General features: G+C 63.2%; 25 protein-coding genes. 12 read left to right on the top strand and 13 right to left on the bottom strand.

The window, feature by feature from the left end:
• Positions 1-16: 16 nt before the first annotated feature.
• Positions 17-1198 carry an efflux RND transporter periplasmic adaptor subunit gene (locus ACMC5O_RS09580; protein ID WP_426692764.1) on the bottom strand — a complete coding sequence of 394 codons (1182 nt, stop codon included), beginning with the start codon at positions 1196-1198 and terminating at the stop codon, positions 17-19.
• 209 nt (positions 1199-1407) lie between these two features.
• On the opposite strand from ACMC5O_RS09580, the gene ACMC5O_RS09575 reads away from it, so the two are divergent.
• Entirely contained in the window at positions 1408-1668 is a 261-nt protein-coding gene (locus ACMC5O_RS09575; protein ID WP_187708976.1) for a GlsB/YeaQ/YmgE family stress response membrane protein, read from the top strand.
• 102 nt (positions 1669-1770) lie between these two features.
• The gene (locus ACMC5O_RS09570) at positions 1771-2484 is read left to right on the top strand and encodes an SIMPL domain-containing protein (protein ID WP_425506917.1); all 714 of its coding nucleotides are present in this window, start codon (positions 1771-1773) and stop codon (positions 2482-2484) included.
• Positions 2485-2546: 62 nt separating this feature from the next.
• On the opposite strand, the gene ACMC5O_RS09565 is transcribed toward ACMC5O_RS09570, so the two are convergent.
• The 3 genes from ACMC5O_RS09565 to ACMC5O_RS09555 all read right to left on the bottom strand — a co-directional run bounded on the left by ACMC5O_RS09565 (position 2547) and on the right by ACMC5O_RS09555 (position 3548).
• Positions 2547-2798 (bottom strand): GlsB/YeaQ/YmgE family stress response membrane protein, encoded by a 252-nt coding sequence (locus tag ACMC5O_RS09565; protein ID WP_187708978.1) that lies wholly within the window; start codon positions 2796-2798, stop codon positions 2547-2549.
• Positions 2799-2969: 171 nt separating this feature from the next.
• Entirely contained in the window at positions 2970-3269 is a 300-nt protein-coding gene (locus tag ACMC5O_RS09560) for a DUF1153 domain-containing protein (RefSeq protein ID WP_187708979.1), read from the bottom strand.
• A 93-nt stretch (positions 3270-3362) separates the two neighbouring features.
• The gene (locus ACMC5O_RS09555) at positions 3363-3548 is read right to left on the bottom strand and encodes a hypothetical protein (RefSeq protein ID WP_187708980.1); all 186 of its coding nucleotides are present in this window, start codon (positions 3546-3548) and stop codon (positions 3363-3365) included.
• A gap of 130 nt (positions 3549-3678) precedes the next feature.
• On the opposite strand from ACMC5O_RS09555, the gene mnmA reads away from it, so the two are divergent.
• Both mnmA and ACMC5O_RS09545 read left to right on the top strand, forming a co-directional pair.
• Entirely contained in the window at positions 3679-4794 is a 1116-nt protein-coding gene (gene mnmA / locus ACMC5O_RS09550) for a tRNA 2-thiouridine(34) synthase MnmA (RefSeq protein WP_187708981.1), read from the top strand.
• A complete protein-coding gene (locus ACMC5O_RS09545; RefSeq protein WP_187708982.1) occupies positions 4781-5245 on the top strand; it encodes an NUDIX domain-containing protein in 465 nt (154 codons plus the stop codon). Before mnmA ends, ACMC5O_RS09545 begins: the two co-directional genes overlap by 14 nt.
• Here ACMC5O_RS09545 and ACMC5O_RS09540 read toward each other — a convergent pair.
• The 4 genes from ACMC5O_RS09540 to pdxH are packed head-to-tail and all read right to left on the bottom strand — an operon-like array spanning position 5231 to position 8818.
• Positions 5231-6499: an APC family permease gene (locus ACMC5O_RS09540; protein WP_187708983.1), complete on the bottom strand. Its 1269-nt coding sequence runs from the start codon at positions 6497-6499 to the stop codon at positions 5231-5233. The two genes, ACMC5O_RS09545 and ACMC5O_RS09540, sit on opposite strands and share 15 nt — an antisense overlap.
• The gene (locus ACMC5O_RS09535; protein WP_426692763.1) at positions 6496-7281 is read right to left on the bottom strand and encodes a PhzF family phenazine biosynthesis protein; all 786 of its coding nucleotides are present in this window, start codon (positions 7279-7281) and stop codon (positions 6496-6498) included. Before ACMC5O_RS09535 ends, ACMC5O_RS09540 begins: the two co-directional genes overlap by 4 nt.
• Positions 7278-8240: a cation diffusion facilitator family transporter gene (locus ACMC5O_RS09530; protein WP_343070207.1), complete on the bottom strand. Its 963-nt coding sequence runs from the start codon at positions 8238-8240 to the stop codon at positions 7278-7280. The genes ACMC5O_RS09535 and ACMC5O_RS09530 overlap by 4 nt, the downstream gene beginning before the upstream one ends.
• Positions 8237-8818 carry a pyridoxamine 5'-phosphate oxidase gene (gene pdxH / locus ACMC5O_RS09525; RefSeq protein ID WP_187708985.1) on the bottom strand — a complete coding sequence of 194 codons (582 nt, stop codon included), beginning with the start codon at positions 8816-8818 and terminating at the stop codon, positions 8237-8239. The genes ACMC5O_RS09530 and pdxH overlap by 4 nt, the downstream gene beginning before the upstream one ends.
• Before the next feature lie 79 nt (positions 8819-8897).
• On the opposite strand from pdxH, the gene ACMC5O_RS09520 reads away from it, so the two are divergent.
• The 4 genes from ACMC5O_RS09520 to ACMC5O_RS09505 all read left to right on the top strand — a co-directional run bounded on the left by ACMC5O_RS09520 (position 8898) and on the right by ACMC5O_RS09505 (position 11952).
• Complete coding sequence (locus ACMC5O_RS09520; RefSeq protein WP_426692762.1) at positions 8898-9833, top strand: DnaJ C-terminal domain-containing protein; 936 nt, start codon at positions 8898-8900, stop codon at positions 9831-9833.
• A gap of 63 nt (positions 9834-9896) precedes the next feature.
• Entirely contained in the window at positions 9897-10877 is a 981-nt protein-coding gene (locus tag ACMC5O_RS09515) for a YihY/virulence factor BrkB family protein (protein ID WP_246444336.1), read from the top strand.
• Entirely contained in the window at positions 10874-11677 is an 804-nt protein-coding gene (fabI, locus tag ACMC5O_RS09510; RefSeq protein ID WP_281389404.1) for an enoyl-ACP reductase FabI, read from the top strand. The genes ACMC5O_RS09515 and fabI overlap by 4 nt, the downstream gene beginning before the upstream one ends.
• Complete coding sequence (locus ACMC5O_RS09505; protein WP_187708987.1) at positions 11677-11952, top strand: acylphosphatase; 276 nt, start codon at positions 11677-11679, stop codon at positions 11950-11952. The genes fabI and ACMC5O_RS09505 overlap by 1 nt, the downstream gene beginning before the upstream one ends.
• Here the strand turns inward: ACMC5O_RS09505 and ACMC5O_RS09500 are convergent.
• Positions 11949-13238, bottom strand: coding sequence for an adenylosuccinate synthase (locus tag ACMC5O_RS09500; RefSeq protein WP_426692761.1), 1290 nt, complete (start codon positions 13236-13238; stop codon positions 11949-11951). The two genes, ACMC5O_RS09505 and ACMC5O_RS09500, sit on opposite strands and share 4 nt — an antisense overlap.
• Positions 13239-13354: 116 nt before the next feature.
• On the opposite strand from ACMC5O_RS09500, the gene ACMC5O_RS09495 reads away from it, so the two are divergent.
• Positions 13355-14059, top strand: coding sequence for a protein-L-isoaspartate(D-aspartate) O-methyltransferase (locus ACMC5O_RS09495; RefSeq protein WP_426692760.1), 705 nt, complete (start codon positions 13355-13357; stop codon positions 14057-14059).
• Here the strand turns inward: ACMC5O_RS09495 and serA are convergent.
• Both serA and ACMC5O_RS09485 read right to left on the bottom strand, forming a co-directional pair.
• On the bottom strand, positions 14035-15624 hold the full coding sequence (serA, locus tag ACMC5O_RS09490) for a phosphoglycerate dehydrogenase (protein WP_281389405.1): 1590 nt from the start codon (positions 15622-15624) through the stop codon (positions 14035-14037). The two genes, ACMC5O_RS09495 and serA, sit on opposite strands and share 25 nt — an antisense overlap.
• Positions 15621-16787 carry a phosphoserine transaminase gene (locus ACMC5O_RS09485; protein WP_222949890.1) on the bottom strand — a complete coding sequence of 389 codons (1167 nt, stop codon included), beginning with the start codon at positions 16785-16787 and terminating at the stop codon, positions 15621-15623. Before ACMC5O_RS09485 ends, serA begins: the two co-directional genes overlap by 4 nt.
• 366 nt (positions 16788-17153) lie before the next feature.
• Here ACMC5O_RS09485 and ACMC5O_RS09480 point away from each other — a divergent pair, with 366 nt between their 5' ends.
• The 3 genes from ACMC5O_RS09480 to xth are packed head-to-tail and all read left to right on the top strand — an operon-like array spanning position 17154 to position 19252.
• Complete coding sequence (locus tag ACMC5O_RS09480; protein WP_187708989.1) at positions 17154-18110, top strand: M23 family metallopeptidase; 957 nt, start codon at positions 17154-17156, stop codon at positions 18108-18110.
• A gap of 39 nt (positions 18111-18149) precedes the next feature.
• On the top strand, positions 18150-18482 hold the full coding sequence (gene erpA / locus ACMC5O_RS09475; RefSeq protein ID WP_187708990.1) for an iron-sulfur cluster insertion protein ErpA: 333 nt from the start codon (positions 18150-18152) through the stop codon (positions 18480-18482).
• Positions 18479-19252 carry an exodeoxyribonuclease III gene (gene xth, locus ACMC5O_RS09470; protein WP_187708991.1) on the top strand — a complete coding sequence of 258 codons (774 nt, stop codon included), beginning with the start codon at positions 18479-18481 and terminating at the stop codon, positions 19250-19252. Before erpA ends, xth begins: the two co-directional genes overlap by 4 nt.
• Positions 19253-19262: 10 nt before the next feature.
• Here xth and ACMC5O_RS09465 read toward each other — a convergent pair whose 3' ends face one another.
• Positions 19263-22571: a M10 family metallopeptidase C-terminal domain-containing protein gene (locus tag ACMC5O_RS09465; protein ID WP_187708992.1), complete on the bottom strand. Its 3309-nt coding sequence runs from the start codon at positions 22569-22571 to the stop codon at positions 19263-19265.
• A 133-nt stretch (positions 22572-22704) separates the two neighbouring features.
• Positions 22705-23847 (bottom strand): N-acetyltransferase, encoded by a 1143-nt coding sequence (locus ACMC5O_RS09460; RefSeq protein WP_426692759.1) that lies wholly within the window; start codon positions 23845-23847, stop codon positions 22705-22707.
• Positions 23848-23909 lie beyond the last annotated feature (62 nt).

Raw genomic sequence — 23909 nt, 5'->3', positions numbered from 1 at the left:
ATACTCTCCGTCCGGCTTAGCGCGCGGCCTGCCGCCTCGGATTGACCTTCTGCCCGGGGTTGAGGAACGGCCCGGCCGACAGCACCACCGCCTCGGTTCCGGACAATCCCTCGACGATCGTTACGCCGGCTTGGTCGACGCTTCCGATCTTGACCGTGCGGCGCTCGACCTCGTTCTTCGCGTTGATGATGTAGACGTAATTGCCTCCGTCATCGCTGAGCACGGCGCTCTGGGGCAGGAGCGGAGCAGTCGCCGCGCCCGCGCCGATGCGGGCCTCGGCGAAGCCGCCGGGGCGGATCTGCGGATCGTAGGGAACGAGGATCCGGACATCGCCTTGGCGCGATTGCGGGTCGATCGTTGGCGCGACCTGCCAGACCTGGCCAGCAAAGCTGCGATCGGAACCGACCGGGGTGACGCTCGCTGCCATGCCGGCTTTGACGAGCGCGAGATCCTGCTGCGAAATCTGCGCGCGCATCTCCATTTGGCCGCCTTCGGCAAGGCGGAACAGGGCCCCCGACCCAGGGCTGACAATCTGGCCGACTTCGACGTTGCGCTCGAGGATCAGCCCACTTGCAGGCGCGCGGACGTCCAGCCTGCCGATTTCGGCGCGGGTGGCGTTGAGCTGCGCCTGGTTCACGCGAACCTGGGCATTCGCCGCATCCCGTGCGGCGCGCTTGGCGTCGATCTCGGCCTTCGACACGAAGCCGCGGCCCTGAAGCGCGATCGCCCGCTCGTAATTGTTTTGCGCAAGGGCGGCATTTGCCTTCGCTGCAGCGACCTGGGCGGCAAGCTGCGAGGCCTGCTGCGCCTGGACCGACCGGTCCACCGTCGCAAGCGTCTGACCTGCTTTGACCCAGGTTCCCGCATCAACAAGCACGCGAGTGACGCGTCCGCCTGTTCCCGGAATGCCGACCGGCTGGTCACGTCGTGCCGCCAAAGGCCCGCTGGCGGTCACGGTGCGCGCGACTTCGCTGCGGCCCGGTACGATAACGGTGACGGTCGGGACCTGGCTAACTGCCTGACCTCCGGGACCGCCCGCATTCGTCGTCTCTTCGCTTCCGCCGCGCATCAGGAAGAAGGCGAGCAGCAGCACGATGATCGCAACGCCGCCCGCGATGAGCATGGTGCGCCGGCGCCGCGAGCGGTCCACGACCACCAGGGTATCGGAGCCCTCGAAAGAAGATGTTTCCCGGTTCATTTCCACTTCTCTTGCCACGCCCCACGAATCTGACAGCGGTTCGGCGGAACTGTATTACCCGAATAAGTCAGTGGCCGCAACTGACCCTGTGTAATCGGACCCGGCTACAGTTTTTCGACCAACGGCGGCACTTGTGTCGCGAAGGCGCGTTGGCCCAAACTGCTGCGAGCCGCAGCACTGACATGGGCGGATTTAAAGGGGAAGCGGAAATGGAAACGTACGGCATCCTTGGATGGATTGTGATTGGCGGTCTTGCCGGCGCGATCGCGAAGCTGCTCATGCCAGGCCGGGACCCCGGCGGCTGCATCATCACCATCCTGCTCGGTATCGCCGGAGCTCTTCTCGCCGGCTTCCTAGGCCGTTCGGTCGGCTGGTATCATGATGGCGAAGGCGCGGGCTTCCTTGCCGCCATCGTCGGAGCGTTCGTTATCCTCCTCATCTACCGGTTGGTGCTGGCGCGCCGCCGCTGACCTGCTGAATGAAAGGTCGCATTGTCGTTCAGCAATCAGCCATGGCGCCGATGTGACGTTTCGCCTTCGTTTCGAAGGTTCAGGAGGATCTGGATGAAGAGCATGTGGATGGCGCTGGCACTTAGTGCGGCTGCGCTTCCGGTAACGTCCGTCGCTGCCCAGGCTGCCGAGCTGCCCATGCCACCGATCACCGGCACCCGGCTCGACATCAGCGCGACCGGCGAGGTCACGCGAGTCCCGGACGTTGCGATCATCTCCGCGGGTGTCGTCACCCGGCAGCCGACGGCGAGCGCCGCGATGCAGGAGAATGCCTCTCGCATGGAGCGCGTTCTGGCTGCTTTGAAGCGGGCGGGGGTCGCGGATCGCGATATCCAGACCAGCTCGCTCAACCTCAATCCCGAATATCGCTACCAGGAAAATCAGCCACCGCAGCTGGTCGCCTACTCCGCCTCGAATCAGGTCAGCATCCGTTTCCGCGATATCCGCAACAGCGGGCGGATTCTCGATGCGCTCGTTTCGGAGGGGGCGAACCAGGTCAACGGTCCCTCGCTGACCATCGACAAGCCTGAATCTGCTTTGGACGAGGCGCGTGAGCAGGCGATCGCCAAGGGCCGCGCGCGCGCCGAGCTCTATGCCCGTGCCATGGGAAAGCGCGTGGCACGCATCGTCTCGGTGAGCGAAGGCGGAGGAAGCTATCCGGTGCCGCCGCCGGCTCCAGTCTTCATGGAGGCTCGCGCCCAGGCTGCCGATACCAAGGTCGTGGCCGGCGAGCAGAAGCTGCAGGTCACCCTCTCAATGGTATTCGACCTCCAGTAATCCAAAAGAAAAGGGCCGCCCGGTCTCCCGAACGGCCCTTCTTTTCTCCGAGTACCGATCGTCTAGCGAACCGATCCGCGGCGAATGAGGTTCACGATCGCCAAAAGGATGACCGCGCCAAGCAATGAATAAAGGAAAGTTTCAACGGTCAGCGCCGAATTGATGCTGCCGCCGAAGATCAAGCCGGCAATCACGGCGCCGACAATGCCTACCACGATATTCAGCAGGATGCCCTGTTGTGCGTCGGTCCGCATGATGAGGCTGGCCAGCCAACCGCAAACACCACCGACGATGAGCCAAATAATGATACCCATGTAGCGTTCCCTCCTGTTCGTGGGCCGCCATCAATACTCAGCGGCCTTCCGGCATCTAGACGCTGATGCGCGGCGGTTGTTCCGGATTCGGAAGGAACTGTCCAGTTTTTTGGTTAATGCACCGCGGAACTGCGGGATAAATTACCCGCCGTAACGACCGGAACCGGGGAACTAATAGCGCTGTTGGCGCTCGTATTGGTCGCGGTAATGCTTGATGCGGGTGACGCGCAGGCCAGGCATGCCGCTGCGATCTACCGCACGCTGCCAGCTCGTGAATTCCTCAAGGCTCAGAGAATACCGCTCGCATGCCTCGTCGACCGTCAGCAGGCCTCCCGCAACCGCCGCGACAACCTCTGCCTTCCGGCGCACGACCCAACGGGTGGTGCCGGCAGGCGGAAGGCTTTCGAGCGTCAAAGGCTCGCCAAGCGGTCCGATAACCTGTGCTGGCCGAATCTTCTGGTTCTCGAGCATCTCTTCGTTAAACCCGCTTAATCATTGTCGATGGCACCGGTCTTAAAGCCTGGCCCTTGAAGACATTCTGAAACACGCTGGTTAATTTACCCCTCACGTATCCTTCGCGTCCTTTAACCCTTCCGTCGCCGGCGATTCCGCGAAGGCGCCGCCAAGGACGTCTCGGGCTTCACGCCACCCGGGACCGGCCGCCAGAAGGCGAGCGATCGCTAGCCTGCGGTCGCCCCGCGCGCTGGCGAGCTGGGCCTCGAACGCTGCGACAAGCTCAGCGGCATCCATGCCGACAGGTCCCGCAGCAGTGAATTTCGACTCCGGCCGAGACAAATTACCCCTCTTCGACAGCCCCGACTGACTGTCGGCCTAGCTCACAGGGGTGAAATTCAGGTAAAGAGACCCCAAGAAAGCTCCAATGCAGATCGATTTCGGCCTCGATCGCGACCTTCGCGAAGCACGGATCGTCGTCGCCATGTCCGGCGGCGTCGACAGCTCCGTCGTGGCCGCGCTCGCCGCGCGTACGGGCGCGGAGGTGATCGGCGTCACACTGCAGCTCTACGACCATGGCGAGGCGGCGAAACGTTCGGGCGCCTGCTGCGCGGGACAGGACATCTATGACGCGAGCATGGTCGCCGAGCGCCTCGGCATCGCGCACTACGTCCTCGATTACGAAAGCCGCTTCCGCGACAGCGTTATCGAGCATTTCGCCGACGAATATGCCCGGGGACGGACGCCTGTGCCTTGCTCGCTCTGCAACCAGGGCGTGAAGTTCAGGGACCTGGTGGCGTTCGCGAAGGAGCTTGGCGCGGACTGCCTCGCGACCGGGCATTACGTCCGCCGCGTGGTGAACGGCGACAGTGTGGAACTTCACAAGGGCGCCGACCCGGCGCGCGACCAGAGCTACTTCCTCTACGGTACGACGCGCGAACAGCTGGATTTCCTGCGCTTTCCGCTAGGTGATCTTCCGAAAAGCGAGGTTCGCCGGATCGCCGAAGAGGAAGGGCTGATCGTTGCCGCCAAGCCCGACAGTCAGGACATCTGCTTCGTTCCCGACGGCGACTATGCGGGCCTTGTGCAGCGGCTTCGGCCGGAGACTATCGCCGCCGGAGAGATCGTCGACCTCGAAGGCCGCGTTCTCGGCACGCACCGCGGCGTCGTTCACTTCACGGTCGGACAGCGGCGCGGGATCGAGGTCGGCGGCCAGAAGGAGCCGCTCTACGTCGTCCGCATCGAGCCGGAGCAGCAGCGGCTGGTGGTGGGACCGCGCCGCGCGCTCGCCGTCGAGGAGATGCGTGTCGAGGAAATCAACTGGATCGCCGAGGACCAGACGGAAATCGGCGTGAAGGTTCGGTCGCTCGCTTCGCCCGTTCCCGCAAGCATCGACGGCGGCCAGGTCCGCTTTGCGTCGGCAGAGTACGGTGTCGCGCCCGGCCAGGCCGCGGTCTTCTATGACGGCACGCGGATGCTCGGCGGAGGATGGATCGCCGAAACCCGGTCGGCGGTTCGAAGCGCGATGGATGCCGCCGCCTAGCGCCGGCATTCTGCTGTTCCGGCAGCGTGGGGAAGAAACCGAGGTCCTGCTGATCAAACCGGGCGGCCCTTTCTGGCGGAACAAGGACGCGGGCGCCTGGATGATCCCGAAAGGCGCGATCGAGCCGGGTGAGACCGCAGCCGATGCCGCTCTACGGGAGTTCGAGGAGGAAATCGGACATCCGCTCGGCGGGATCCCCTTTCCCTTGTGCTCGATCAAACAGTCGGGCGGAAAGCAGGTCGAGGTCTTCGCGGCAGAGGGCGACGTCGATGCAGCCGCGATCGAGAGCATTCATTTCGAATTGGAATGGCCGCCGAAGAGCGGACGGATGCAGGCCTATCCCGAAGCTGAGGAAGCACGCTGGATGCCGCTGGGGAAGGCCCGGCGAATGATGCTGCCAAGCCAGTTGCCAATCCTCGATGCGCTCGAAGCGAGGCTAAGAGGCAGATGATCGCTTCGGCGTAAAAAAATAGAGAAGCAACCCCGCGCCCGACAACACGGCGAGCGTCAGCCAGGCCGTCCGATCTGCCTGGGCCGCGACGAGCACGCAAATCAGCACACCGATGGCGGCGATCAGCCAGTGGGAGGCGCCGATGCGCTCGGGCGGTTGCGGCGCGCGCGGAAGAGCGAGGATCGTCACCGAGTAAATGATCATTCGCGCGAGAGTGCTGACTACCGCCAGCCAGACGAAGCTTCCGCTGATGGCGAGCACGGCGATCAGCCCAGCGAAAAATAAGATCGATGCAGCCGGCGTGTCGAACCGGCGATTGACCTTCGCCAGCCACCCCGGAAGCTCGCCGCGCTCTGCCATGGCAAAAGTAACTCGGGGCGTCGCGGCCATGTTGCTATGGAGGTTGCCGGCGGTGGAGAAGATCGCGGTTACGCCGATGACAAGCGCGCCCACAGGTCCGATCAGCCATGCGCCAAGGGCAAGAAGAGGCGCGTCTTGTCCACTTTCGAGGCCAAAAGGAAAGACGGCGACAAAGGCCAGTTGCACGAAAAAATAAAGAAGCGCGACAGTGCCAATCGTCCCGAGCAGCGCCCGCGGAAGTGTGCGGTTCGGCTCCTTGGTCTCACCAGCCGTGACCGTGGCATTTTCGAATCCAACGAATGCGTAGAAGACGATCAGGACGCCCGTTTCGACCTCGTTGACCGGCGGAAGTGGACCGGGCGTCGGCACCCCAGCGATTACGAGCGCTCCCAATGCCGCCAGCAGGAGAGGGACTGTCTTCAGCAAGGTCAGCCCGCCAAGCACTCGCATGGCCGAGCGGACGCCGGAAATGTTGATTGCCGCGAAGCCGGCCACCAACGCCAACATCAGTCCGACCCGGATCGCTCCGCCATCGGCGCCCGTCCACCAGCGCGCGAAATAGGAGACGAGCACGTTTAGGTTGGCCGCGAAGGCCGTCGCCCTCGCCACGTAATAGATCCACCCGAGCTCGAACCCGGCAAGTCTGCCGAACACGCGTCCGTAGGTCGCCGGTCCGCCGCTCTCCGGGAAAGCTGCAACGGAACGAGAGAAGGGAACCGCGATCAGCAACGACGCGATGCCGACCAGCGGGAAAAGCCAGGGCGCGGACGTGCCGAAATCCGCGGCCAAGGTCGCGGGGAGTGCGAAGATCGATGCTCCGATCGCGCCGTTGAATGCAAGCAGCAACGCCCCGCCGATACCGATCCGGCGCGGGAGACCGTGCTTGTCGCTCAAAGCTGGAACGTACCCGCGATGATCGTGAAGCAACGTCCGCCGAGCGCCACACGGTCCCCCTTGAGCCGGCAATGCAACACGCCTCTCCGCACGCTCGCCTGCAGCGCGGTAAAGCTCTCGCGGCCTAGGCGCTCAGCCCAGTAGGGCACCAGCGCTCCATGTGCCGACCCAGTCACCGGGTCTTCGTCGATTCCGGCATAGGGAACGAAGACCCGGCTGGCGATGTCCTGCTCCTCGCCTCTCGCCGTAACCACGGCCATGCGACGGATCGTCTTCAGTTTCGCGAAGTCGGGCGAAACCGCCAGCACCTCCGCTTCACTTTCAACCTGGATGATGGCGCTGTCGTTGAATCCCGGAGATGCCAGCCAGACCGGCCTCGGACTAAGGCCCAGCGCCTCGCAAAGCTCGGGCTCATCGACCTCGATCAACTGGGCCGCCGGAAGGTCCAGTTCGAGCAGGTCGCCATTGCGCGTCACGGTCAGGATTCCGGCCTGCGTGCTGAACCGCACCCGGTCCATGTGGATCAATATGTGGCCGGCCGCGAGCGTCGCATGTCCGCAGAGGGGTACTTCGACCGCAGGCGTGAACCACCGCAGCTCGTAGTCGGCATCCTCGCCCTCGAACGGGACCGTGAAGGCCGTCTCCGCGAGATTATTCTCCGCCGCGATCGCCTGCATCACGTCGTCCGGAAGCCACCGATCGAGCGGCATCACACCCGCCGGATTCCCCGTCAGGGGCCTCTCGGCAAACGCGTCCACCTGGAAGAAGGGAGTTCCGGTCATGATGCCTTCTCCGTGATTTCGGACGGCAACATCGTTTCGCGGTCAGTGTGCCCTTCCGGATCGAGGTGGATCAGTATCTCTGTTGCAGGGAAGCGCGCCTGAAGCTCTTCCTCGATCCGATCCATCCGGTCGTGCGCATGCTGGACCGTCCAGTCGCCCGGCACCCAGACGTGGAATTGGGCGAAGTGATGCGTCCCGCTCGTGCGTGTGCGCAGGTCATGCAGTCCGGCAAGCTCGGGATATTCCTTCGCTGCCATCAGGAATCGCTCACGGATGTCTTCCGGCCACTCCCGGTCCATCAGCTGATCGAGCGCATGGCTGGACGAAGTCCACGCTCCCCACAGCAACCAGAGTGCGATGAGCAGTCCGAAAACCGCGTCGGCGCCGGGCAATCCCGCGTATTGGTCGAGCACCAGCGCCGCGATCACCGAGATGTTGAGAAGAAGGTCCGAGGCGTAGTGAAGACGGTCGGTGGCGATCGCGACCGATCCGGTCCGCCTGACCACATGCCGCTGGTAGGCAATCAACGCGAGGGTGAAGCCAACCGCGACAATCGACACGGCGATCCCGAGCTCGGCGTCAGTCGTCTGTTCCCCGTTGATCAACCGTTCGATGGATCGATAGCCGATGAACAGCGCGGAGAGAGTGATAAGAATGACCTGGACCAAAGCGGCGAGCGCTTCCGCCTTGCCGTGGCCGAAGCGGTGATCGGTGTCCGCGGGCTGCGCGGCAACGCGGACGCCGAGGAGCACGACCAGGCTTGCGAGGAGGTCCAGCCCGCTATCGGCCAGAGAGCCGAGCATGGCCATCGACGATGTTTCGACCGATGCCCAGGTCTTCAGCCCGATGAGAAGCACCGCCATGGTGATGCTCGCCATCGCGGCGCGCGCGGTTAGCGCAGAGCGCTCGTCGCCATGGGCATGATGATGGCCGTGATGGTGCTGATGCACTCCGCTCACGGGTAGAGAAGCCCCTCGCGCCATCCGCCCGCGGCCGGCGTGAACACGCGGCGCTCGTGAAGGCGGTGGGGCCGGTCGCTCCAGAACTCGAACGATTCGGGCTTCATCCGGAACCCACTCCATCGCGGTGGCCGTGGCACGGTATCGCCGTCGAAGCGGCGGCTCATTTCGTCAAAGCGCTTCTCAAACGTCTCTCGAGCGTCGAGCGGGCGGGACTGCCATGATGCCCAGGCGCCGAGCTGGGAATCGCGGCCGCGGGTGGCGAAATATTCGTCGGCATCGGAATCGCTCACCGTCTCAACGGGGCCTTCGACACGCACCTGGCGGCGGAGCGACTTCCAGTGGAACAGCAAGGCGGCGCGGGAATTCGCGGCCAGCTCGGCGCCCTTCCGGCTGTCGAGATTGGTGTAGAAAGTGAAGCCGTCAGGGCCATGCCCTTTCAGGAGGACAATGCGAACGGACGGGCGGCCATCGGGTGTCGCAGTCGCCAGGGACATGGCTTCCGGGTCGTTCGGCTCGCTCGCCTGCGCCTCCGCAAACCAGTCGGAAAAAAGCTGGAATGGATCGCTGTCTGCCACGCTTCGGGCTTAGGCTTGGAGCAGCCTTTGCCGCAACCCATCTGGTAACGAGAGGTGTGTTACGGCATTGGAGCAGGTCATGGACCTGTATCAAAGGCTGGGCGTGCAGCGCGGCGCGAGCGAAGCGGAGATCAAGAAGGCGTACCGCAGCCTCGCGAAACAGCTGCATCCCGACCGCAACAAGGATAATCCGAACGCCGCCAAGCGCTTTGGCGAAGTGACCGCGGCCTACGACCTGCTGTCAGACAAGGACAAGCGCGCCCAATACGACCGGGGCGAGATCGACGAAGACGGCAATCCCAAGATGCCGTTCGGCGCTGGCGGGTTTGGCGGCAGCGCGCGGCCGGGAGGTGGCGGCTTCGACGGATTCCAGGGCGGATTCGCGGGCGCCGAGACCGCCGACCTCAGCGATTTGTTTGAAGGGCTGTTCGGCGGAGGCGGCGCCCGGCGCGGGGGTGGCTTCGGCGGATTTCGTCAGCGCGCCCGCGCGCCCCAGAAGGGTGCGGACATCGCCTACCGGCTTACCGTCTCATTCGTGGATGCGGCGACGCTCAGCCCACAGCGTATCACCCTGGCCGACGGCAAGACGATCGACCTCAAGCTTCCCAACGGGGTCGAGGAGGGGACGAAGATCCGCCTCGCCGGCAAGGGCGAGCAGGGGCCGGGTGGCGCGGGCGACGGGCTGGTGACGATCTCGATCACATCGCATCCATTCTACAAGCGCGACGGGAACGATATCCGGCTGGACTTGCCGATCACGCTCAAGGAGGCTGTGCTGGGCGGAAAGGTCAAAGTGCCCACGCCGGATGGGCCTGTGATGGTCACGATCCCCAAGGGCAGCACATCGGGCAAGGTGCTTCGCCTCAAGGGTCGCGGTTTCACAGGCAGGAACGGCAAGCGCGGCGACCAGCTCGTGGCGCTTGAAGTGGATCTACCTCCGGACGACGCCGAACTGCAGTCATTCGCCGAGAAGTGGGGCGGCGGCGGCAACCCGCGCGCGAACCTCGGGGTTTAGCCGCACTAGATGCAGGACCACTCACCGCTATCCCCTGAGGAACGCCGCAAGCAGCTTGCGAGCATGAGCGCCGCCTTTGGGCGTGACGTCGCAGTCAAGCTTCAGCACCGCATCGACCCGTGGGAGGTCATCAAGCGGATTGGCGTTGGCGTCTATAACGACGGCTTCATTCACGCCGGAAATCTCGCCTACCTGGCGTTGCTTGCGCTCTTCCCGTTCTTCATTGTCGCTGCTGCTCTCGCCAATCTGCTCGGCGCGTCCGAGAATGGCCGAAGGACCGTTATTTCGATCCTCGCGCAATTGCCGCCCAACGTAGCTGACGTTCTTCGCGAGCCGATCGCCGAAGTCCTATCGGCGCGGACGGGCCCGCTGCTCTGGATCGGCGCAATCATCGGCCTGTGGACCGTCGGAAGCTTCATCGAGACGATCCGCGACATCCTTCGCAGGGCCTACGGGGTGAAATATTGCGCGCCTTTCTGGGAGTACCGGCTCGCTTCGATGGCGATGATCGTCGGAGCGGTCTTTCTGCTGATGGTCTCGTTCAGCGTCAGCATCATCCTCAGCTCTGCGCAGCACGCCATCGAGCACTGGGTTCCGATCTTCCAGAACGTTGCGGACGCGATGACACTGTATCGCGTGGTCCCAGCGCTCGTCCTTTTCGCAAACGTATACCTGCTGTTCCTACTGTTGACGCCGTCGCGTTACCGGAAGGTGGGTTGCAAGAAATGGCCAGGCGCACTGCTCATCACTGCCTGGTGGCTTATTACCGCTGAGCTGCTGCCGGAGGTGATCGGACTTCTCGGCGGCTACGACCTCACTTACGGAAGCCTCGCCGGCGTAATGGTCGTCTTGATTTTCTTCTTCATGGTCGGGCTCGGCGTGGTTATGGGCGCGGAGCTCAACGCGGCGCTGGCGGAAGCTTCGCCGACGGCGCTAAAGGGCGAAGTCTATTCCGGTCCGTACAAGGACCAGCTCGAGGTCGAAGAGCCGCAACCCGGAGAGGATGTGGAGCTCGTACCGCAACCAGAGGGACCGCAGCTTTGAGTAAACTCATGCAGGGCAAAAAGGGCCTGATCATGGGCCTGGCCAACGACCGTTCGCTGGCCTGGGGCATTGCGCGCGCACTCAGCGAGCAGGGCGCGGAGCTGGCCTTTTCCTATCAGGGCGAAGCGCTCGAGAAGCGTGTCCGGCCGTTGGCGCAGGAGCTCGGGTCCGAGCTTCTGATCGACTGCGACGTGTCGGACATGAAGGCGCTCGACAAGGCGTTCGCGGAACTGAAGTCGAAGTGGGAGACGCTCGACTTCGTCGTTCACGCCATCGGCTTCTCTGACAAGAACGAGCTTCGCGGGAAATTCGTCGACACGACAATCGATAACTTCCTGCTGACCATGAACATATCGGTCTACAGCTTCATCGCGGTCGCGCAGCGCGCGCGGGCGATGATGAACCCGGGCGGTTCGATCCTGACCCTCAGCTATTACGGCGCCGAGAAGGTCATCCCGCACTACAACGTCATGGGCGTGGCCAAGGCGGGCCTTGAGACCAGCGTCAAATATCTCGCTGCCGACCTGGGCCCAGAAGGCATTCGCGTGAACGCAATCTCCGCCGGTCCGATCAAGACGCTCGCGGCAAGCGGCATCGGAGACTTCCGCTACATCATGAAGTGGAACGAATATAATGCGCCGCTGCGCCGCAACGTGACGATCGAGGATGTCGGCGGGGCGGGGCTCTACCTGCTTTCGGATCTCGCAAGCGGGGTTACGGGCGAGGTCCACCATGTCGACGCCGGCTACAACGTCGTCGGTATGAAGGCCGAGGACGCGCCCGACATCGCGACGGTGTGATGGGCATTATCGCTCGCCACGTTGACGTGAGCGGTCGGGTGCAAGGGGTGTTCTTCCGCGCGTGGACCGAGGAGCAGGCGGAGCGGCTGAAGGTTCGGGGCTGGATTCGCAATTGTCCCGACGGTTCGGTCGAGGCTCATCTCGAGGGTGACGAAAGCGCCGTGAACTGGCTGATCGACCTGATCGGCGACGGCCCGCCGAGCGCTCGTGTCGCCAACGTCCGGGTCAGCGACGCGGCGGTCGCTGGACTGACCAGCTTCGAGGTGCGCGGCTAGCCCGCGAATGGGTCACGGACGAGGATCGTGTCGTCGCGCTCGGGGCTGGTCGAAACCAGCGCCACCGGGCAGCGGATCAGCTCCTCGATGCGGCGGACATATTTGATCGCGCGCGCCGGCAGATCGGCCCAGCTGCGAGCGCCGCGCGTCGATCCGGGCCAGCCTTCGATCTCCTCATATTGCGGAACTACTCGCGCCTGGTCCTGAGCGTGCGGCGGGAGGTAATCGAACGTCTGTCCGTCAATCGTGTAGCCGATGCAGATCTTCACTTTTTCGAAGCCGTCCAGGACGTCGAGCTTCGTCAGCGCGACCCCGGTCACGCCGCTGACAGCGACCGACTGGCGGACGAGCACTGCGTCGAACCATCCGCAGCGGCGGCGGCGACCAGTGACCGTGCCGAACTCGTGCCCGCGCTCGCCGAGCCGCTGGCCGATCTCGTCGTCGAGTTCGGTCGGGAAGGGGCCGGAGCCCACGCGGGTCGTGTAGGCCTTGGTGATGCCCAGCACGAAACCGGCCGCTGACGGACCCATGCCCGTTCCGGGACCGGTCGCGCCTGAAACGGTGTTGGACGAGGTTACGAACGGATAGGTGCCGTGATCGACGTCTAGAAGAACGCCCTGCGCGCCTTCGAACAGTATGCGCCGGCCGCGGCGCTGCGCAGCGTCGAGGTCGCGCCAGACGGGTTTCGCGAACGGCAGGACGAAGTCGGCGATCTCCGCGAGGTCGTTGCGCAGGCGCTCGCGGTCAACCGGCGGCTCGCCGAAACCAGCGCGCAACGCGTCATGATGGGCGCAGAGGCGGTCGAGTAGCGGCTCCAGCTCGCCGAGATGGGCGAGGTCGCAAACCCGGATCGCCCGGCGACCGACCTTGTCCTCATAGGCAGGACCGATGCCACGGCGGGTTGTTCCGATCTTGCCAGCGCCGCTCGCATCTTCGCGCAAAGCGTCGAGGTCGCGGTGGATCGGGAGAATAAGAGGGCAGGTCTCCGCCAGCATCAGGATTTCCGGCGTGACCTTCACGCCCTGTTCCCGGATGCGCTCGACCTCTGCCTTCAACGCCCAGGGGTCGAGGACCACGCCATTTCCGATCACAGAAGGGGTGCCGGTCACGATTCCGGACGGCAGCAACGACAGCTTGAACGTCTCTCCGTTCACGACGAGCGTGTGGCCGGCGTTGTGGCCGCCCTGGAAGCGGACCACCATGTCGGCCCGGCTCGCGAGCCAGTCGACGATCTTTCCCTTGCCCTCGTCGCCCCATTGCGCGCCGATGACCGTTACGTTGCCCAATTCGAATCCCTTTGTGTGGAGGCACGGCGCTCCTAGGGGGCCGGGGCGCAAGCGTCCAGTTTCGGGCGTTTGGAACGCCTGCGCCCGGGGGCCGTTCGGCATGCAGAGGTCTGCGCATGAAGCCGATGACCGAACAGCATCTGGCGATTTACCGTCGACATATGGTCGAGATCGTCGACATGCATTTCGACTTGTCGCGTGAGGAGATTGGAAAAGATCACCTCGATCCCGAGCTTCGTCGCGCTCTGATGGATGTCCCGCGCCACTTATTCGTTCCCCAGAGCCTGATGCTGATGGCCTATCAGGACACGCCGCTCCCGATCGGCTTCGACAAGACGATCTCGCAGCCGTTCATCGGCGCGCTAATGATTGACCTGCTGGGCGTCGAGCGAGGGACCCGGGTGCTCGAAGTGGGAACGGGCTTCGGTTACCAGGCCGCGGTCATGGCCGAGATGGGCGCTGAGATGTTCAGCGTCGAAGTCGTCGAAGAGTTCGCCGACGGCGCGAAGGCGAGGTTTGAGTTGCTCGGGTACGATATCGAGGTGCGCGTCGGCGACGGAACGCGCGGCTGGCCCGAACATGCGCCCTTCGATCGCATTCTCGTCACGGCCGCCGCGGAAGAACCGCCTCCCGCGTTGATCGAGCAGCTTGAACCCGGCGGTCGAATGGTCATCCCGATCGGGGGGAGGGAAATCCAGCAGCTCAGCGTCATCGACAAGACCGGCAGCGGCGAGATCCGGACGCGCGAAATCATGCCCGTCCGGTTCACCGAGCTAGAGACCTCGTCGAGCGGACCTCAGAAGGTCAGCGGCACGACCTGACGGACGCCTGGAAGCTTCCGAAGCTCTTCGGTCAGTTCGGGCGTGATCGGGTCGTCGACCGCCACCAGCGCGACTGCCTCTCCACCGGCCTTGCGCCGGCCGAGGTTGAAGGTCGCAATGTTGACGCCTGCCTTGCCCAACGTCGTTCCGAGCGAGCCGATGAAGCCCGGCGCGTCGGTGTTGACGATGTAGATCATCCGCGGGGTCAGGTCGGCCTCGACTGCGACACCGAAAATGTCGACCAGACGCGCAGCGCGGTTGCCGAACAGGGTGCCGGCAACACGCTTGTCGCCCTCGGCTGTGCCGACCGTCACGGCGACGAGGGTATGATAATCCACCTCTCGCTCGTGGCGGACTTCCTTGACGTCGAGTCCGCGCTCCTTTGCGTAGACCGGAGCGTTCACCATGTTCACCGTGTCGGAATAGGTGCCCATCAGGCCCGCCAGCACCGCACCGGTGATCGGCTTCATGTTGAGCTCTGCGGCTGCGCCCTCAACCTCGACCGCGACCGACCGGATGTCCGCTCCCGCGACTTGTCCGACGAGGCGTCCGAGCTTCTCCGCCAACGCCATGTAGGGTTTCAGCCGCGGCGCTTCCTCGGCCGACAGCGAGGGCATGTTCACCGCATTGGTGATCCCGCCGAGAAGCAGGAAGTCCGCCATCTGTTCCGCGACTTGGATCGCGACGTTCACCTGAGCCTCGTTGGTCGAGGCACCGAGATGCGGCGTGCAGATCAGGTTGGGCGTCCCGAACAGCGGGTTTTCTTTCGCCGGTTCCTGCATGAACACGTCAAGCGCCGCTCCGGCGATATGCCCGCTCTCGAGACCTTCCTTGAGCGCCGCTTCGTCGATGAGGCCGCCGCGCGCGCAATTGACGATGCGTACGCCCGGCTTGGTCTTCGCCAGCGCCTCTCGCGACAGGATGCCGCGCGTTTGATCGGTCAGCGGGGTGTGCAGCGAGATGAAGTCGGCGCGACGCAGAAGCTCATCGAGTTCGACCTTGTCCACGCCGAGTTCGAGAGCGCGTTCAGGCGAAAGGAAGGGATCGTAGGCTACCACCTTCATCTTCAGCCCGTGGGCCCGGTCGGCGACGATCGAGCCGATATTGCCGCAGCCGATCAGGCCCAGGGTCTTGCCGCTGAGCTCTACACCCATGAAGCGGTTCTTCTCCCACTTGCCGGCTTGCGTGGACTGGTCCGCAGCGGGGATTTCACGGGCCAACGCGAACAGCATTGCGATGGCATGCTCGGCGGTCGTGATCGAATTGCCGAAGGGCGTGTTCATTACGACGATGCCGCGAGCCGTTGCGGCCGGAACGTCAATCGTGTCGACGCCGATACCCGCCCGGCCGATGACCTTCAGTCGCGGGATCGCCGCATCCATCGCCTCGGCATTGACCCTGGTCGAGCTGCGGACGGCAAGGCCGTCATAGTCGCCGATGATCGCCTTGAACTCTTCCGGCGTGAGACCTGGCTTTTCGTCCACCTGGATGCCGCGCTCGCGGAAGATCGCCGCCGCGCGCGGGTCCATTTTGTCTGAAATCAGTACGCGCACTTGCTCGCTCACGCCGTCGCCTCCCAAGCCCAATCGAGCCAGGGCCCGAGCTTCTCTATGTCTCCAGTGTCGACGGTGGCTCCGCACCAGATGCGGATACCGGGCGGCGCATCGCGGTAGGCGCCTATGTCGTAGGCGGCGTCCTCCACCTCGAGCAGCTTCACGATCGCCTTCTGGCGCGCCTTGTTCGCTTCCTCGTCGGCGCGATCTGCGAACTGGAGGCAGACGGAGGTGTTCGACCTGATTGCCGGGTCGCCTGTTAGATGCTGGATCCAGTCTGACGCCGCGACCCAGCGGTCGAGCGCTCCGGCGTTCGCATCTGCCCGGGCGATCAGCGCGTCGAGACCGCCGACCCGCTCCGCCCAATCCAGCGCAACGAGCCAGTCCTCGACCGCGAGCATCGAAGGTGTGTTGATGGTCTCGCCCTTGAACACGCCTTCGATAAGCGCGCCGCCTTTGGTCAGGCGGAAGATCTTGGGAAGTGGCCGGTTCGTCTGGGCTTGCTTAAGCCGCTCGACTGCGCGCGGGCTGAGGACGAGCATGCCGTGCCCGCCTTCACCGCCGAGCGCCTTTTGCCAGCTGAAGGTGCCGACATCGATCTTCGGCCAGTCGATACGCTGGGCAAATGCGGCCGAGGTCGCATCGCAGATGGTAAGGCCGGTGCGGTCTTCGGCGATCCAGTCGGCGTTCGGCACCCGGACGCCGCTGGTCGTCCCGTTCCACGTAAAGACCACGTCGCTCGCCGGATCGATGCCGCCCAACTCGGCAATCTGTCCGTAATCGGCGGTGCGGACCTCTGCTTTCAGCTTCAGTTGCTTGGAGACATCCGTCACCCAGCCAGCGCCGAAGCTTTCCCATGCGAGCATGGTGACCGGCTTCGGTCCAAGAAGCGCCCACAGCGCCATTTCGACCGCACCGGTATCCGACGCCGGAACGATGCCGAGCCGATAGTCGGCCGGCAGCTGAAGCAGCGCCTTGGTGCGCTCGATGGTTTCCTGCAGCCGCGCTTTGCCGAGCGCCGACCGGTGCGACCGTCCGAGTGATCTTGTGTCGATGCGACTTGGGGACCAGCCTGGCGGCTTGGCGCAGGGGCCCGACGAGAAATGCGGGCGAGCCGGTAGAGTAGCGGGTTTCGGCCGGCGCAACGTCGCGCCTGCCGCTGTCGTATCAGTCAATTCAACTCTCCTCGCAGAGAGCACGCGCCGCGTTGGGACGGCGTGGCCCGCCGACGTTTCTAGCGGCGATTGCGGCATCGGCAAGGCAGTGCGAAATTATCGCAGATCAAGGTCAAACAGCGCCTGATTCGGGCGCTCTTCCCTCTGTGGTTGACGCAATTTGCTCATTTCACCGCAGTGAGCGGACGACTCGTCCCGGCTGGAGGAACCGAAGGTTGAATTCATTAACCGGGGCGGGTCAGTCTCCCCTCGCCAGCTGGTGGTGGGCAAACTCTGTTGGCAGGTGGGGGCTGGGGAGCTCCTTGATCGATGGAATTTCGGACCGCGTTTTTGCGCGGCCCGCATGGATTTGTGGAGCGAGGGGTCATGTCTACGGTGTTGGCGGCGACGTCCGGCCTTTTCAGGGACCGCGATTTTTTTGTGCACGACGGAAAGCAACTTCGCAGGTTCCGCCTGTCTGCCTCTGCTCAAATTGTCGTCTTCGCCGCATTCTTCGCGCTCGTTGCGTGGTCCAGCTACTCCGTCGCCCGCATCCTGACTCCAGCTCCTGCCCCAATCGCCACCACCGAAGCTTCCTCCACCGATTACGCAGCCCAGGTCGCCCAGCTCACAGCTGAAACCGAGCGCCGGGTTCAATTGATCGAGCAGCGCCAGATGGCTCTGGCAGCAGCTCTCTCCAGCGAGAACATCGACAAGTCGACGCTCGAGCGTCTCGGCTTCTATCCTTCAAGAGCCGGCCAGGACGGCCGCGGCGGCCCGTTCGACGGCAATGCCGACCCGACCTTCAAGCAGCTGTTCACGAGCTGGAAGAAGCTCGACAACCTCGCGTCCGGCGCAATTGCCGTTCCTTCGGACAAGCCGGTCAAGACCGCCGCTTTCACCAGTGGCTACGGCGTCCGCTCCGATCCGTTTCGCGGCTCGGCAGCGATGCACCCCGGCATAGACCTCGCGGGTCCGTACGGCACGCCGATCTACGCGACCGCCGACGGTACCGTCCTTCGTGCCGGCTGGAACAGCGGCGGCTACGGCAATCTGGTCGAGATCGACCACGGCCGCGGCATCGCTACCCGCTACGGCCACCTGTCGCAGGTTCTCGTCCAGGCGGGTGCCCACATCACTCGCGGTCAGCTGATCGCCCGCATGGGCTCGACAGGGCGCTCGACCGGCAGCCACTTGCACTATGAAGTGCGCATCGACGGCCGTCCCGTGAATCCGATCCCGTTCATGAAGTCGACCGACTATCTGGTCGCGATGCAGAAGAACGCCGGAACGCACTCGATGGACACGATCGCCCTTGGCGGTCCGTCGGGCGGCAAGCGCTAATTCTTGCCGCTTCGGCGGTGCCACCCTATCTCGCTACCTGTGAGCGAGCCTGACATCATCCTGACCGAGAGCGCTGCGAAGCGTGTAGCCTGGATCGCTGAGCGTCAGTCGAGGCCTGCGATCCTGCGTCTCGCAGTGGATGGCGGCGGGTGCGCCGGCTTCACCTACAAGTTCGAGCTCGCCGAGAGACAGGCCGACGACGACACGGTCGCAGAGACTCACGGCGTCAAGCTGGTGGTCGATCCGATCAGTCTCGACCTCGTTCGCGGCTCGGCCGTCGATTTCGTCGAAGACCTCGGCGGCGCGGCCTTCAAGGTCACCAATCCCAATGCGGCTTCGGGCTGCGGCTGCGGCTCGAGCTTCTCGGTTTGAGGCTAGCGACGTTCAACATCAACGGCATCCGCGCGCGGCTCCCGCGCCTGCTCGAATGGCTGGACCGCGAAAAGCCGGACGTCGTCTGCCTTCAAGAATTGAAGTGCGCCGACGAAAGCCTGCCAATCGCCGACATCGAAGGCGCGGGTTACGGCGCCGTCTGGCACGGCCAGAAGGGCTTCAACGGCGTCGCCATACTCGCGAAGGGCGACACGCCGGAGCTCAGGCGCGTTGGCCTTCCGGGCGACCCCGACGACACCCACAGCCGCTACATCGAGGCTGAGACGAATGGCACGGTCGTTGCGTCGATCTATCTTCCGAACGGCAATCCGATCGGCACCGAGAAGTTCGAATACAAGCTCCGCTGGATGAAACGGCTCGAGGAGCGTGCGAAGGAACTGCTTGCGGACGAGCGTGCGGTGATCCTCGCGGGCGACTTCAACGTCGTCCCCGAAGACCGCGACGTCTTTTCGATCCGAGCCGCGTCAAACGATGCGCTGGTCCAGCCGGAGACGCGGGCGCAGTGGCGCAGGATGCTCAACCAGGGCTGGACCGAAGCCCTCCGCGCGTTCCACCCGAACGACGATCATCTCTACACCTTCTGGGATTACACTGCCGGCTGCTGGCAGCGCGATGCGGGCTTCCGCATCGACCATCTGTTATGCTCTCCAGAAGCCGCCGACCGCCTTCAAGGTGCCGGCGTCGACAAGTGGGCGAGGGGTGAAGAGAAAGCGTCCGACCATGCTCCGACCTGGGTCGAACTAGATTGAAGCCGTTCATTCAGGCCCACAGACCGCCGCTGGATAAGGTGACGTAGACGCCCGCGGAGCCGAAGCCGAAGAGATCGGCGTCTCCATCGTTGTCGAAGTCGAAGACATAGCGGGGGAAAGTGTTCTGGCTTTCCCAGCCGCCAGCTTCCGGGCCCGCGCCGAAGTTACCATAGACCGGTTGCGAGGCGGCGAAGGTGCCGTCTTCGCGGGCAAGCGCAACGTAGACTGCGCTGAGACCGAATCCAACGATATCGGCCCTCCCGTCCCCATTTACATCCGCAACTTCTCGGTGATAGCGGTCGTCAGACGTCCATTGGCCAGCAGCGGTCGACCGTCCGAATTCGCCCGTCGCGACATACGGCGCGCCGAAAGTCCCGTTGGCTTGACCCAAAGCCACATATGTGGCGCCCTCTCCGAAGGCGATGATGTCCGCTCGACCATCGCCGTTCACATCCGCCAGTTCGCGTGGGTAGCGGTCTTGCGAGGTCCAGCCTCCCGCGCCACCCGAGAACCCGAAGTTCACGGACGCGATGCCCGCAGCCGCGAACGTTCCATCGGAGCTGGCGAGTGCGACGAACACGCCATCGTTGCCGAAGCCGACGATGTCGGCACGGCCATCGCCGTTCACGTCCGCCAGTTCGCGCGGGTAGCGATCGTTCGACAGCCAGCCACCGGCGGTGGCAGAACGCCCGAACTCTCCGGTGGCCACAATGGGAGTAGCGAACGACACTCCCATTGTGGGGCTCGTGCTGAGCGAAACGTAAGTGCCACCCTCGCCGAAGGCGACGATGTCGTCACAACCATCGCCGTTCACGTCCGCCAGGAGACGAGGGTAAAGGTTGTTCGAGGTCCACCCGCCAGCTTCCGTCGAATAGCCGAAGTTGAACGAGACCAGCGCCGATCCTCCGAAACCGCCGTTGTCGGCGCTGATGACGACTGTAACGCCCTCTGGTCCGAACGCGACCACATCCGCCCGGCCGTCGCCGTTCACATCGGCAATCTGTCGAGGGGTCAGATCGTTCGAGGTCCAGTTGCCGGCATTGTAACCGAATCCGTCGACGGCCCAGCGGAGGCTCCCGAAGCCGGCAAACGGCTCGGTACCCCCCTCGATCGTGAGTTGGACTCCGCCACCCGCCGCAGCACTTGCAACAATTGACGCGTCCGTCGGGATTGGTGACTCCAAGGTCAGCGATCCGCCGGTGTAAGAGAGTGTATTACCCGAGAGGTTGAACGAGAACCCCGCGAGGCTCGCGTCACTGATTATGATCGTGTCGTTTCCGTAGAAATCGACGATTGTGTCGCCGTTGAGTCCGGCCGCGGTGTCGCGAAAAGTGTCCGCTTCACGTCCGCCGGTCAGCCGATCGATGCCTGCCCCTCCTACGATCAGGTTGGCACTCGAATTGCCGGTAATTACGTTGCTGAGTTCGTTGCCAGTACCGCTGATTGGCCATGGTTCTCCGCTGATGGAAGAGTTCATCAAGACCAAATTTTCAACGTTGGCAGGAAGGACGTAGCTCAAGTTTGATTGGACAGTGTCCATTCCTTGGTTCGGAGCCTCTGTCGGGTTCCAAGTGGTTCCGAAGACAAGGTATAAATCATCGCCCGCGCCGCCCCAGAACTCGACACCAACGGCACCTGCGTAATAGAATGTGTCGTTGTAGGCCGATCCGAGAATTCGTTCGATTGAGCCGTATGAGTCGCTACCGGTGCTATCGGAATAGCCGCCGATAAAGAGCGGGCCGGTAGCTAGGCTGTAATCGACGATATCGAAACCGTTTCCGCCGTCGATGGATTCGCTCGCCGGGCCCGCGATGAATACATCGTCGCCATCGCCGCCGACCAAATTGCGTTGTCCGGTTCCATAACTGATGATGAGGTCGTTACCGCTGCCGCCATCAAGCCGAAAAGTCCCCGACGTTCCGATGAGGACGTCGTCGAATGGAGATCCCGTAACTCCTTCAATACCTTCCAATGTATCGAGGCCGGCGCCAATCGTGTCTTGTTGGGTCGTTATGCCCAGGTCGATCCGGACGCCCGCAGTAGCTGTTTGATAAGACACCATGTCCTGACCATCGCCACCCGTCAGGACGTTGTTCGCGCTATTGCCGATGAAGGTGTCATTACCTGAGCCGCCAGTGGCATTCTCGATGACGACGCCGCGCGCGATGCTGAGGTTGCCGGTCGATCCATTGACGCTGGAGAACGTTTCTGGATTAAGATTGAATGTCTGGTTGAAGTATTGAACTTGCGAGAAATTCAGAGTGTCGATGCCGCCGGTATCGTAAATCGTGTAAGCGACGTTCTGAAGGCTGGCCGCGTCGTAAAGGCTGCCGGCATTCGAGTTGAACCCGTATCTCGTGTTGCCGGATCGCGTGCTGGACGACAGCCCGTAAAGCTCCTGCATCGCGACGATGTCCGCCAGCATCGGGGTGACGAGAAAGTTTTCGCTGAAGCCCTGGTTTCCGAAATAATAATTCTCGTGCTGGCTAAAGTACGACATGACAGTGGTGGCCCAACTGTCGTTCACGAACAACGCATCGGTCGTGTAATTCGCGGTCGAGTTGTAGTTCCCGGCATGCCCCAACCCTAGGGCGTGGCCGATCTCGTGAATGTAAGTTTGGAAGGCGTAACCGCCGACGTTGGCTCCATAGTCGGCAAGCCATTGGGTTGAAACGTTGACGGTCGACGAGGTGATGAAGCCGCCTGAATAAACAGAGTCGGAAAAAGCTCCGGATTGATTGTCATCGAAGACAATCTGGCCGCCTGTCGTAACCGGTATGAAGTTGACACCGATGATGTCTGTCCAGGTCTTGAGCGCGGCACCAGCCAAGGCTTGGCCTGCTGCAGTAAGTCCGGTGAGGTTGACGGTGATCGATCCGCCCTGGCTTACGTTGAACCGGTGTGCTCCGCCGTCCCAGTAACCGTTGACCAACTGGTCAGCGATCTGATCGTAGGTTGCGACGGCTGGCGGAACGTAGCTCGTGACCGTGAGCTGGTAATCGCCGCGAGTGGCGTCGTTGAAAGCGCCAACGTCGATGTAATAGGTTCCGGCCTGCGGCGCGATGACGTTGATTTTCGATCCCAGCAAGGTGCCGGGACTTATGTCGTCGTTCTCGAGGATGACGTTTCCGAGCGAGTCGCGGATTCGCAAATAAGGATCGCCAAGCGACAAGCCTTTCAGCGTGACGGTAATCGATTGACCCTCGCTCAGGTCAACTCGAAACCAGTCATGATCGCCGACGACTTCGAGGGTATTCGTCGTAACGCTTCCAACGACTACCGACGATGTCGTCGAGCTGCTGCCCGGGATATCGACCAAAACAACTGTCTCCAGGATGCCGAAGCTTTATTGAAATCAATCAATGACGGCTGAGTCAACGCGCTGCAAAGTCGGAAGCCCCGACCGACAAATAAAGGATTGGGCGATCCCCGGTCGCCAACAACGCTCGAGCTTAGAGCGCCTTTTCGTAGATCCGGTAGCGGTGGTTGATCTCGGCGCCGGGCAGCTGAGCGATCGAAAGCATCCCCTTATTGTCCTCGAGGATCCAGCCGAACTCGCCGTGAGTCGCGCCGAACTTGGAAACTGCATCGCGGCGCGTGAATTCGATCATCATGAAGGCGAGCTGGCTGGCGAGGCGCGAGCCGTGCAGCTTCCTGGCGACCCCCATCAATGGCACGCGGAGGCGGCGGGTCCGAGGCTTGCGAAGCCGCCACAGCAGCTTGATGAAGTTGAACGGGAACAGCTCGCCGTTGAGATCCTTCGTCAGCTCATTGATGTCGGGGATCGTGAGCATGAAGGCGACAGGCTCGCCATCCAATTCCGCGATCCGGACCAGCTCATTGAAGATGATCGGCTTCAGCTTCTTGCCCGCGTAGGCAATCTCCGCCGGAGTCAAAGGGACGTAGCCCCAGTTGTTCGACCAGGCGTCGTTGAGCAGATTGAGGATCAGCGCGGCTTCCTGGTCGAATTTCGACTTGTCGACGTTGCGAATTCGGATGCGCGGATTTCGTTCGCCCGACGCGATCAGCCGGTCGATCAGCGGGTCCTGCCAATTGGTGATGTCGAGCGCGTAGGTGATTAGGTCCTTGGCCTTTTCGTAGCCGGCGGCCTCGATCCAGCCCTGATACTCCGGCCGGTGGTGTCCCATCATTGCTGTCGGGGATTCGTCGAAGCCTTCGATCTCAAGCCCCGGCTCATCCCAGATCGAAAGGCTGATGGGCCCGAGCGCCCGCTTCATGCCCTGCTGGCGAAGCCAGTCCTCGGCAGTCGCGATGAGCGCGGCTGAAGCCTCGGCGTCGAGCACTTCGTACATCCCCCATTGGCCGGTGCCCTGGCACATTTCGTCCTGTACGAGTTGGTCGACTTGCGCACTGATGCGCCCGACCACTTTTCCTCCGCGCTCGGCGAGCCACAGCTGCGCCTTCGCATGCTGGAACCACGGATTCTTCTTCGGGTCGAGCAGGCCGTGGACCTCGTCCTTCAAAGGCGGGACCCAGGCCGGATCGTCGCGATAAACGTCCCAGGCGAAGTCGACGAACTTCTTGCGATCCGCCTTTGAATCGATCGGGCGAACGGTCAGTGCTGAGGAATTCATGAGCGCTGGCTAGCGCGGCAACGCGCCAACCGCCAGCCATAGCGCCGTTGTAGCGCCATCAT

Source organism: Sphingomonas sediminicola (assembly GCF_049991885.1).
GTDB classification, from domain to species: Bacteria; Pseudomonadota; Alphaproteobacteria; order Sphingomonadales; family Sphingomonadaceae; genus Sphingomicrobium; species Sphingomicrobium sediminicola.
The sequence above is the reverse complement of the archived record's forward strand: the minus strand, read 5'-3'. Positions and strand labels throughout refer to the sequence as shown.

Bases quoted from the DNA above. Each gene is read 5' to 3' on its own strand.
- ACMC5O_RS09580 (WP_426692764.1), bottom strand. From the start codon at position 1,198: ATGAACCGGGAAACATCTTCTTTCGAGGGCTCCGATACCCTGGTGGTC.
- ACMC5O_RS09575 (WP_187708976.1), top strand. From the start codon at position 1,408: ATGGAAACGTACGGCATCCTTGGATGGATTGTGATTGGCGGTCTTGCC.
- ACMC5O_RS09570 (WP_425506917.1), top strand. From the start codon at position 1,771: ATGTGGATGGCGCTGGCACTTAGTGCGGCTGCGCTTCCGGTAACGTCC.
- ACMC5O_RS09565 (WP_187708978.1), bottom strand. From the start codon at position 2,798: ATGGGTATCATTATTTGGCTCATCGTCGGTGGTGTTTGCGGTTGGCTG.
- ACMC5O_RS09560 (WP_187708979.1), bottom strand. From the start codon at position 3,269: ATGCTCGAGAACCAGAAGATTCGGCCAGCACAGGTTATCGGACCGCTT.
- ACMC5O_RS09555 (WP_187708980.1), bottom strand. From the start codon at position 3,548: ATGGATGCCGCTGAGCTTGTCGCAGCGTTCGAGGCCCAGCTCGCCAGC.
- mnmA (WP_187708981.1), top strand. From the start codon at position 3,679: ATGCAGATCGATTTCGGCCTCGATCGCGACCTTCGCGAAGCACGGATC.
- ACMC5O_RS09545 (WP_187708982.1), top strand. From the start codon at position 4,781: ATGCCGCCGCCTAGCGCCGGCATTCTGCTGTTCCGGCAGCGTGGGGAA.
- ACMC5O_RS09535 (WP_426692763.1), bottom strand. From the start codon at position 7,281: ATGACCGGAACTCCCTTCTTCCAGGTGGACGCGTTTGCCGAGAGGCCC.
- ACMC5O_RS09520 (WP_426692762.1), top strand. From the start codon at position 8,898: ATGGACCTGTATCAAAGGCTGGGCGTGCAGCGCGGCGCGAGCGAAGCG.
- ACMC5O_RS09515 (WP_246444336.1), top strand. From the start codon at position 9,897: ATGAGCGCCGCCTTTGGGCGTGACGTCGCAGTCAAGCTTCAGCACCGC.
- ACMC5O_RS09505 (WP_187708987.1), top strand. From the start codon at position 11,677: ATGGGCATTATCGCTCGCCACGTTGACGTGAGCGGTCGGGTGCAAGGG.
- ACMC5O_RS09495 (WP_426692760.1), top strand. From the start codon at position 13,355: ATGAAGCCGATGACCGAACAGCATCTGGCGATTTACCGTCGACATATG.
- ACMC5O_RS09480 (WP_187708989.1), top strand. From the start codon at position 17,154: ATGTCTACGGTGTTGGCGGCGACGTCCGGCCTTTTCAGGGACCGCGAT.
- ACMC5O_RS09460 (WP_426692759.1), bottom strand. From the start codon at position 23,847: ATGAATTCCTCAGCACTGACCGTTCGCCCGATCGATTCAAAGGCGGAT.